Source organism: Roseateles flavus, from assembly GCF_039872765.1.
Taxonomy (GTDB): domain Bacteria; phylum Pseudomonadota; class Gammaproteobacteria; order Burkholderiales; family Burkholderiaceae_C; genus Roseateles_B; species Roseateles_B flavus.
The window spans coordinates 592,200-601,419 of record NZ_JBDPZC010000001.1 but is presented as its reverse complement, the minus strand read 5'-3'; the positions used below and the strand labels follow the sequence as shown (position 1 = coordinate 601,419).

At 64.8% G+C, this 9,220-nt stretch carries 10 protein-coding genes and 2 tRNA genes; 3 read left to right on the top strand and 9 right to left on the bottom strand.

Annotation, left to right across the window (positions count from 1 at the left end; translation table 11 throughout):
- The first annotated feature begins 77 nt into the window (after positions 1-77).
- Both ABDJ40_RS02715 and ABDJ40_RS02710 read left to right on the top strand, forming a co-directional pair.
- Positions 78-836, top strand: a complete 759-nt coding sequence (locus tag ABDJ40_RS02715) for an enoyl-CoA hydratase/isomerase family protein (protein WP_347605729.1) — start codon at positions 78-80, stop codon at positions 834-836.
- A 250-nt stretch (positions 837-1,086) separates the two neighbouring features.
- Entirely contained in the window at positions 1,087-1,326 is a 240-nt protein-coding gene (locus ABDJ40_RS02710; RefSeq protein ID WP_269631986.1) for a hypothetical protein, read from the top strand.
- A gap of 101 nt (positions 1,327-1,427) precedes the next feature.
- Here ABDJ40_RS02710 and ABDJ40_RS02705 read toward each other — a convergent pair whose 3' ends face one another.
- Both ABDJ40_RS02705 and ABDJ40_RS02700 read right to left on the bottom strand, forming a co-directional pair.
- Complete coding sequence (locus ABDJ40_RS02705; protein ID WP_347605726.1) at positions 1,428-1,991, bottom strand: thymidine kinase; 564 nt, start codon at positions 1,989-1,991, stop codon at positions 1,428-1,430.
- 78 nt (positions 1,992-2,069) lie between these two features.
- Complete coding sequence (locus tag ABDJ40_RS02700) at positions 2,070-2,432, bottom strand: ArsR/SmtB family transcription factor (protein WP_347605723.1); 363 nt, start codon at positions 2,430-2,432, stop codon at positions 2,070-2,072.
- A 283-nt stretch (positions 2,433-2,715) separates the two neighbouring features.
- Here ABDJ40_RS02700 and ABDJ40_RS02695 point away from each other — a divergent pair, with 283 nt between their 5' ends.
- Entirely contained in the window at positions 2,716-2,943 is a 228-nt protein-coding gene (locus ABDJ40_RS02695; RefSeq protein WP_347605720.1) for a hypothetical protein, read from the top strand.
- A 278-nt stretch (positions 2,944-3,221) separates the two neighbouring features.
- Here ABDJ40_RS02695 and ABDJ40_RS02690 read toward each other — a convergent pair whose 3' ends face one another.
- The 7 genes from ABDJ40_RS02690 to rpsD all read right to left on the bottom strand — a co-directional run bounded on the left by ABDJ40_RS02690 (position 3,222) and on the right by rpsD (position 9,052).
- Positions 3,222-4,019 carry a ProQ/FINO family protein gene (locus ABDJ40_RS02690; RefSeq protein WP_347605717.1) on the bottom strand — a complete coding sequence of 266 codons (798 nt, stop codon included), beginning with the start codon at positions 4,017-4,019 and terminating at the stop codon, positions 3,222-3,224.
- 167 nt (positions 4,020-4,186) lie between these two features.
- Positions 4,187-4,263: transfer RNA gene (locus ABDJ40_RS02685), tRNA-Met, on the bottom strand.
- Between the two features lie 172 nt (positions 4,264-4,435).
- Positions 4,436-4,512, bottom strand: a tRNA-Met gene (locus ABDJ40_RS02680).
- A gap of 38 nt (positions 4,513-4,550) precedes the next feature.
- Positions 4,551-6,479, bottom strand: coding sequence for a protein-disulfide reductase DsbD (dsbD, locus tag ABDJ40_RS02675; RefSeq protein WP_347605714.1), 1,929 nt, complete (start codon positions 6,477-6,479; stop codon positions 4,551-4,553).
- 229 nt (positions 6,480-6,708) lie between these two features.
- A complete protein-coding gene (rplQ, locus tag ABDJ40_RS02670; RefSeq protein ID WP_269631993.1) occupies positions 6,709-7,101 on the bottom strand; it encodes a 50S ribosomal protein L17 in 393 nt (130 codons plus the stop codon).
- A 201-nt stretch (positions 7,102-7,302) separates the two neighbouring features.
- A complete protein-coding gene (locus tag ABDJ40_RS02665; RefSeq protein WP_183104009.1) occupies positions 7,303-8,292 on the bottom strand; it encodes a DNA-directed RNA polymerase subunit alpha in 990 nt (329 codons plus the stop codon).
- A gap of 136 nt (positions 8,293-8,428) precedes the next feature.
- Positions 8,429-9,052, bottom strand: a complete 624-nt coding sequence (rpsD, locus tag ABDJ40_RS02660; RefSeq protein WP_269631994.1) for a 30S ribosomal protein S4 — start codon at positions 9,050-9,052, stop codon at positions 8,429-8,431.
- Between the last annotated feature and the right edge of the window lie 168 nt (positions 9,053-9,220).

Sequence of the window (9,220 nt, the reverse complement as noted above, 5' to 3'; positions counted from 1 at the left end):
TCCCAGTGAGGCACTCAGGGAATATCGCCCGGAACCGCCGCCTACACTGGCGGAGCCTCGTTCACCGCACCCCAACCATGCCTTCCCACGCCCCTCGTCTGCAGATCGACCAGCACTTCGCCCGCATCACCCTGCGCCGCCCGCGAGTGGCCAACCGCCTGGAAATCGAGGATCTGCAGACGCTGGAGCAGCAGCTGGACACGGTGAATGCACTGGCTGACGTGCGTGTGCTGCTACTGGAAGGGGAAGGCCGGCATTTCTGCAGCGGTTTCAACATCGGCGCGGTTCCCGGCGTGGACGCGGGCGCGCTCTTCGAGCGGCTGACCGATGCCTGGGAGAATGCCCGCCCCATCACCATTGCCGCCATCCAGGGGGGCGTCTATGGCGGAGCCACAGACCTGGCGCTGGCCTGCGACTTTCGGCTGGGGACGCGCGCTTGCGAGATGTTCGTCCCTGCCGCTCGGCTGGGCCTGCATTTCTACCGCGGAGGCATGGCTCGCTACGTCAACCGTCTGGGCCTGGGCATGGCCAAGCGCATCCTGCTCGCCTGTGAAACGCTGGATGCCCAGGCCATGCTCGACTGCGGCTTTCTCGATCGCCTGTATGACGACGAGGCGCAGCTGCAAGCCCAGGCCCTGGAACTCGCGCAGTCCCTGTGCGAACTGGCGCCACTGGCGCTGTGCGGCATGAAGCGGCATCTCAATGCCCTGGCGCGGCACGAGCTGGACAGCGTTCAGCTGGCGGCCGACATCGCCCGTGCGGCGGCGTCGGAAGACTTGGTCGAAGGCGTCCGTGCCTGGCAGGAGCGCCGGCCTCCGCGCTTCCAGGGCCGCTGAGCCCGCTCACCGAAGTCCCATCGCGGACGCCTCCGGAACTCGACGGGAACCCCGGGGGCGTCTGCTGGAAGGCGCGGGCAGGCCACAGGATTCGGCCCCATGACCGAGGGACGGCGGCGAAATTCTCGCCTCTGGGTCGTGCCGAACGGCGCCTGATGATGGAAAATACGGGGTGTAGAAAGGCCGGTTTCTCGGGCAGAGGAAGCCAGAGGGCCGGATCCCCGTCGTTCACTTACCAGTCAGGACCAGCGTGGCCAAGGACAGTACCAAGACGACCATCGACGCCGATGGTCTGCGCTACCGATCAAAAGCTCCCGGCTCGCCTTTTGCGGCCACCTCTTCCTTCGGCGCGGCCACCATGTCGTGCTTTCTCTGCGGCAAGCATCGCCCACGGGCCATGCTGAAGTCGAAGAAGCTGCTGGGCAAGTCTCAGCCGGTCTGCGCGCCCTCCTGCAAGGAGTTGGAAGAGCAGCTCGGCAGCAAGAGCTGAGCCGGCGGAGCCCGTCCGGGCTCCCCGCATAGCAAGCCCAACGGCCTGAGCCTCCGCCCAGGCCGTTTTTCATGCGCAGTGTGCCTCGAGGCTGCGCAGCCTCAACCGGCCTGGCGGAAGCAACGCCCGCACACGGCCCGGTAGCGGGCATTCCCGCCAATCTCCACCTGCGCCCCTTCCGTGACCTTGCGGTTGCTTTCGTCAACGCGCATATTCATGGTCGCCTTGCGGCCGCAATCGCAGATGGTCTTCATCTCGTCCATCTCGTCGGCCAGCGCCAGAAGGCAGGCCGAGCCCGGGAAAAGCTCACCCCGGAAATCGGTGCGCAAGCCATAACAGATGGCCGGTAGATTGTGCAGATGCGCGATCTCGTGCAGGGCGTGGACCTGGGCCTTGCTGAGGAACTGGGCCTCATCGACCAGAATGCAGGCAATGCCGGGATCCGCCGCCATCAGCGCCATGAAATCGGTGTCTGGGGTGAAGACTTCCGCAGCTCGCTGCGGCCCCAGCCGTGAGGTCACATAGCCGCGCCCGTAGCGATCGTCCAGCTGCGCCGTGAAGATGCGCACCCGATGCCCTCGCTCCTCGTAGTTGTGGGCCACCTGCAGCAAAGCAGTCGATTTGCCGGCATTCATCGCGGCGTAGCGGAAAAACAGTTTGGCCATGGCGAGGTCCGGCGCGGGCAAAGCCGGCATTGTGCGCCAAGCCGGCAGGCCCGCCTGGCTGCAAGCGGCACCGACTGCTCAGTCGGTCTTGGCGCGCTCCGTCACGCCCGTGGCGCGGAACAGCTCCCTGGACTGGACCTCCCGCTCGAAACGCCGCGCGATATTGCCGCAGACCAGATCGCACAGGGCGTAGACCGAGTCATCGGCCATGCGGTAGTAGACGCTGTTGCCACGCCCCTCGCGCTCCACCAGCCCTTGCTTGGCCAACTGCGACAGGTGGCGGGAGACGTTCGCTGGCGTCGAGACACACAGGGCAGCCAGCTCCCCAACATTGCGCTCCCCCTCTCGCAGGGCGTTGAGCAGCTTGAGCCGCGTAGGCTCGGCGAGCACCTGGAAATAGGCGGCAATCTGCTGGAGCGCTTCTGGCGGCAGGTCTTGCATGGAAAAGATGGGAGGGCGGGGAGATCAGGGCCCTCCATGATGCATCAAAAGCTGGCCGCCGACGGGAGTTACGCCCCATTGGAAACCCGGCCCGGCATTGCCGCCCCGTGTTCACGGGGGCGCTCCGTCGATCAACGATGCGCTTTGTGACAAGAGCGTGGGTTTGCGAGGTAGCGGCAGCGCCCGGCCTGTGCCTAAATGGGTGTTGAGGGATTTCGACATTCTCGGTTCGCCCTTCACCCTCGCTGAGTATGGCAAGAGGTGGGCCAGGACAAGGACAAGAATGAGCAAAGATACATACACGGCGGTCAGCGAAGACGGCCTGCGCTACGAGTCCAAACTGGGCGGCTCGCCCTTCCTCGGCAGCGGTCACACCCGGTCCTGCTTCAAGTGCGGCAAGCACCGGCCGCCGAGCGCCCTGCAATCCAAGCGCATCTTGGGCCGCAATGAGGTGGTCTGCAAGCTGGGCTGCGCCGCGGACACCAAGACTGGCGTCAAATCCACGCTTTGAAAGCGTCCTGACACCACCCCCGCATCGCCTGGCCTACCCGCCCGGCATCTGCCTGCCTTGGCAGGGCCTGGCCATTTAGCCAACCCCCACCGCACAGCCAAGCAGAGTGACATGCGGCAGGTCAGCAGCTGCGCTTTAGACGCGCTACACGCACCCTTTGCCGCTTGCCCGCATCACCGGGCGCGCAGCCCCACCCTCTTTCGCGACGGATGGCTCTGAGCCCATCATGACATGAGGGCGCAGCGGCACCATTAGCGGGCACCGTCCATGTGGTGCAGTCAGGCCTCGCCTTGCCCCACGTCGGTAGCGGGAGCCTGCACAGCGGCATCCACCGGCGCGGCCGCTTCACGCGTGGCCTCCGCGGGCTGGGCCCGGGCCGACTCCGGACGCGCAGGCGCCGAACGGCCACCTTGCGGACGACCTTGGCCGGCGCCCTTGCCGGAAGGTCCACGACCCGGCCGGCGATCGTCCGGCCGCCCCTGGCGAGGCCCACGACGATCCGCACCCGGACCGCCCCGGCGATCGCCTGGCGCACCACCCCGCCCGCCGTCCGCGGGCCGCGGCCGAGCGGCCCAGGCCTTTGCCTCTTCACGTGCCTGGGCCAGCAAGCCGTCCAGTTTGGCTTCCGCGAGACCCTTCAACGCACAAAAATTGGCACGGGTCAGCGTCGTGGTCTCGAAGGCGCGCAGCAGCTCGAATCGCTGGCGCTGAGCGGCCTCCTCCTGCACCTGCCGTTCCTGATGCTTAGCACGGCGACGACTCAATTCGTCACGCGCGACCTGCTTGTGCTCGGCCGTGATCTCACCCGCCTCCTTGCCATCCAGGTCAAAGCGGTGCGTAGACTTGATGACGGCGTTGAGATAGGCCGTGCTGCCGGTATGACGGCGCAGAAAGGCAGAGAGCTGCTGCTTGCTGAACTGACCCGGGGCACGCTCCTGGATGTCGGCCTGGATGCGCAGCTTCACCGGCTTCGGTGCGCCGGTGAACAGGGCGGGAAACAGCGCCTTGAGCTGCTCGGCACAGGCCGCCTGCAGGGCTTGTTGTTCAGCCCCCGGCTGAGAGGTCGGTTCAGACATGGGTTCGATTCAAAGGTGCAAAAGGCGGATTGTGCCAAGTCTCGGCCCCAATGCCGCATGGCACATGATGTCAGAGGGCACAAAGCTCCCTCGAAAGCCTCGAGGCAGGCCTCGACAAAAGAAAAAGGCCCATGAGCACCGGACTCACAGGCCTTCACTTCCATACTTGGTTGCGGGGGCAGGATTTGAACCTACGACCTTTGGGTTATGAGCCCAACGAGCTACCAGACTGCTCCACCCCGCGACTGATCTGTCGCCGACCCCTGCTGCGCCTCGACCGAAGGTCCTGCACCGGCAAACATCGCCCCGGCTGGATCCGGGGGAAAACAAGCCGCCTGGCACCGGGCTGATGAATGGCCCTGGCTTTTGGCGGCTTGCTTGAAAACACACGATGAAGCTCATGTGCTTTCGAAAACTGGTTGCGGGGGCAGGATTTGAACCTACGACCTTTGGGTTATGAGCCCAACGAGCTACCAGACTGCTCCACCCCGCGACTGAAGCTAAGAGTGTAGCACGTTTTTGGCATGCTGATCAAATGCCTGCGGCCTCCAGCGAGCCGAGGAAGGTGGCGGCATCCTGGAAGCCGATCACCCGCTTGTCCAGCAACTCCTGCCCGCGTTCGTCGAAGAAGATCGTGCCCGGCGGACCGAAGAGCTTGAAACGCTTGAGGAGCTCGCGGTCATCGGCGTTGTTGGCTGTGACATCCGCCTTGAGCAGCAGCGCCTTGCCCAGCCTTTGCTGGACCTGAGCGTCACTGAAAGTGAATCGATCCATCTCCTTGCATGACTTGCACCAGTCGGCGTAGAAGTCGAGCATGACGGGCCGGCCGGCACTTTTCAGCGCGGCGTCGAGTTCGGCCACGCTATGGATCTTCTGGAACACCAGCGACTGGCCCGCGACCACAGGACCTGCTGCGCCCGGGGCCTGCGCCCCCGCCGCACCGAACACACCGCGCAAGGGCTTCAGCGGATCCGTGCCCCCGGCCGCAGCGCCCACCCATTGCAGGAGCCCGAAGACGAGCGCCGCCAGGGCTGCGGTCTTGCCCAGCCAGGCGCGCGGGCCTGCATGCGGATGCCAGCTCTTGAAGAGTCCCAGCGCCAGGGCCGTGGCGACTGCCAGGGCACCCATCACCAGCTGCGTTGCGGCATCCGGCAGCAAGGGCTGGACCGTCCACAAGGCCACCGCCAGCAGCAGCATGCCGAAGAAGTGCTTCACGCCGTCCATCCACGCGCCGGCGCGGGGCAGCAGAGACCCCGCGGAAAGTCCCAGCAGAAGCAGCGGCACGCTCATGCCATTGGCCATGGCATAGAGCGCCGAGCCCCCCAGCACGACATCGTGCGTCTTGCTGAGATACAGCAGGGCACTGGCCAGCACGCCAGTCACACAGGGGCTCACCAGCAGGGCCGACAGCGCACCCATCATGAACACGCCGAAGAGGCGTCCGCCCTGCAGGCGCTGCGAGGCATCATTCAGCCGGTTGGCAAAGCGGCTGGGCAGCTGCAGCTCATAGGCACCGAACATCGACAGGGCAAAGAGGCACAGCGCGAGACCAAAGGATCCCAGCACCCAGGGCGACTGGAAGTAGGCCGCCAGCCCCTCCCCCGCCAGGCCGGCCGCGATGCCCAAGGACGTATAGACCAGTGCCATGCCTTGTGAATAGGCCAGTGCCAGGGCAAAGCCACGGCCACGCGAGACCTGCTGCCCGCCCCCGACGATGATGGAGGCCAGGATGGGCACCATGGGCAGGACGCAGGGCGTCAGCGAGAGGCCCACACCACCAATGAAGAACAGACCCACCACCAGCCAGAAGCGCCCGGACTGTAAGGCCGCCTCCAAGCCCCCACCGGAGGCCTTGGCCGCGGCGGCTTCGCCAGAAGCGGCAGCCGGCTGAGCGTCCACGGGGAGGACGGAGGACTTGCTCACAGGAGTCGACGCAGCGATGGCGTCACCGTCGCCGAAGCTGCCCAGCCCCTCGCCAGGCGGTAGCAGCGTCACCTGTCCTGCGCCGCCAAAGCCCTTGAGCTGAATCTGGACAGGGCGCGTCATCGGCGGATAGCACAGCCCCTTGTCGGCGCAGCCCTGTCCCGTGACCTTGAGTTCGAAACTGGCCGGCGCCTGAGCCACGTCGAGCCTGATGCTCAGGCCTTCACGATAGACCTCCACTTCCTTCTGGAAGGTCTCGTCGAACTTCTTCTTGCCATCGGGCACCCGGGCCTGCAGCTGCACACCGTCAGCGACAAACTGGAACTGCTCGCGGTACATGTAGTAGCCGGGCGCAATGCTCACGCGCAGCTCGACGCTCTTGTCCTCCAGCACGCGCGCCGCCAGCTTGAAGGCCTGCTCGGGCTCCAGGAAGTCATCGGCCAGCGCTTGCGTGGCGCCCAGCAGGCCCAGCATCAGGAAAAGCGATGCGAGCCAAGGCCTGAGCCCGCCCGCGACCGCCTGCTTGATCATGTTCATGGTGATGTCTCGCTGCGCCGAAGCCCCCCCTTGCCAGGCAGGGGTCACGGCGCCGATTGGGAAGCGCGCAGCTTAGCGGCAGTGCCAGCACACCGCCAGCAGGGATGCGATAGGCCACGGAATCGCAGGGCCGCCCTGCGCCCGCGGTGCCAGCGGGCCCAGAACGAGAAAAGGCCGGCATGAGCCGGCCTTCTTGAATGCAAGCAGCAGAAGCTGCTGCAGCCAGGGCTTATTCAGCCTGGGCAGTAGCCTCGGCAGCCTCTTCGGCGCGGTCCACCAGCTCGACATAGGCCATGGGGGCGTTATCGCCCACGCGGAAGCCCATCTTCAGGATACGGGTGTAGCCGCCCGGACGAGCGGCGAAACGGGGGCCCAGCTCGTTGAACAGCTTGCTGACGATGTCGCGGTCACGCAGACGATCGAAAGCCAGGCGGCGATTGGCCAGCGTGGGCTCCTTCGCCAGGGTGATCAGCGGCTCGACGACGCGGCGCAGTTCCTTGGCCTTGGGGACGGTGGTCTTGATGGCTTCGTGCTGCAGCAGCGAGACTGCCATATTGCGCAGCATTGCCTTGCGGTGCTCGCTGGTGCGGTTCAGCTTGCGGAGGCCGTTACGATGACGCATGGTGCTTTCCTTTCCTACTATGTAATACCAGCAGCCGTATCAGGTACTGCCGGGGCACCGGGCGGGGTTTGTCAACACCCCACCCCTTTCAAAATACATTTCAATGCTCTTCCCCCGCGAAGCTTCAGGGTCCGGCTCCACCGGTCCTAGAAGCTTGCCCCCTGACGGGAGCGCGCGTCAGCGCGCAGGGGGAGAACCTGATCAGCGCTTGTCCAGACCTTGCGGCGGCCAGTTTTCCAGGCGGGCGCCCAGGGTCAGGCCGCGCGAAGCCAGCACTTCCTTGATCTCGTTGAGCGACTTGCGACCCAGATTCGGGGTCTTGAGCAGCTCGGTCTCGGTGCGCTGGATCAGGTCGCCGATGTAATAGATGTTCTCGGCCTTCAGGCAGTTGGCCGAGCGCACCGTCAGCTCCAGCTCGTCCACGGGACGCAGCAGGATGGGGTCGAAGGTGCTGGAACGCTGGGCCGGCTGGTCGAAGGCATCGACGAGGTCGGTGCCTTGCAGCTGGGCGAAGACCGCCAGCTGCTCGACCAGGATCTTGGCCGAAGCGCGGATCGCTTCCTCGGGCGAGATGGCGCCGTTGGTTTCGATCTCCATCACCAGCTTGTCCAGATCGGTACGCTGCTCCACGCGAGCATTCTCAACGGCATAGCTGACGCGCTTGACCGGCGAGAAAGACGCATCCAGGACGATGCGGCCAATAGACTTGGTCGGCTCGTCGCCATAGCGGCGCATGGTGCCCGGCACGTAGCCGCGGCCCTTTTCGACCTTGATCTGCATGTCCAGCTTGCCGCCTTGCGACAGATGGGCGATGACGTGCTCGGGATTGATGATCTCGACGTCGTGCGGAGTCTGGATGTCTGCAGCAGTCACGGGGCCTTCGCCCTCCTTGCGCAGCACCAGGGTCACTTCCTCACGGTTGTGCAGGCGGAACACCACACCCTTGAGGTTCAGCATGATGTGAACCACGTCTTCCTGCACGCCGTCGATGGCCGAGTACTCGTGCAGCACCCCAGCGATCGTCACTTCCGTCGGCGCATAACCCACCATCGAGGACAGCAGCACACGGCGCAGGGCGTTGCCCAGGGTGTGGCCATAGCCGCGTTCGAACGGCTCCAGGGTGACCTTGGCGCGATGACCGCCCAGGGGCTCCACATTGATGGATTTGGGTTTGAGCAGATTGGTTTGCATGAGGTCTTTCTTTCAATACCCTCGGTTCGTTACACCGATAAGGCTGAGGGACCAACCGGATCCCGCGAAAACACGGAACCCGGACGAGGAAAAGCCGAGCAGGCCCAGGAAGGGCCGCTCGGCAGGCACGAAAGAATTAACGCGAGTACAACTCAACGATCAGCGACTCGTTGATCTCAGCGCCGAATTCATCGCGATCCGGGGTCTTCTTGAAGACGCCTTCCATCTTGGAGGCATCGACCTGCACCCAAGCCGGCATGCCGATGGACTCAGCCAGCTTCAGGCTGTCCTGGATGCGCAGCTGCTTCTTGGCCTTTTCACGCACGGCCACGACGTCACCGGCCTTGACCAGGTAGGAAGCGATGTTCACCACTTCGCCGTTGACGGTGATGCCCTTGTGCGAGACCAGCTGACGTGCTTCAGCGCGGGTCGAGCCGAAGCCCATGCGGTACACGACGTTGTCCAGACGCGATTCCAGCAGCGTCAGCAGGTTCACGCCGGTCGAGCCCTTGCGGCGCTCGGCTTCAGCGAAGTAGCGGCGGAACTGGCGCTCCAGCACGCCATACATGCGCTTGACCTTCTGCTTTTCACGCAGCTGCAGGCCGAAGTCGGAGGTACGCTGACCCGAGGTACGGCCATGCTGACCGGGCTTGGTGTCAAACTTGGCCTTGTCGCTGATGGCGCGGCGGGCGCTCTTCAGGAACAGGTCGGTACCTTCACGGCGGGAAAGTTTGGCCTTGGGGCCGAGATAACGTGCCACTTTGCGTGTCCTTGTTCAATCTGACGCAAGCCCTTCATAGGTTCCTGCGCGAGTCCGGCCCGTGTTTTTATAGGCTCGAACGGTGGGCTTCATGAGCAGCAACCGGAGTTGCACTCAGCAAAACAGCCGGCGCGGCACTTTCGTGCCCGCCGGCGCGGGAAAACGGTC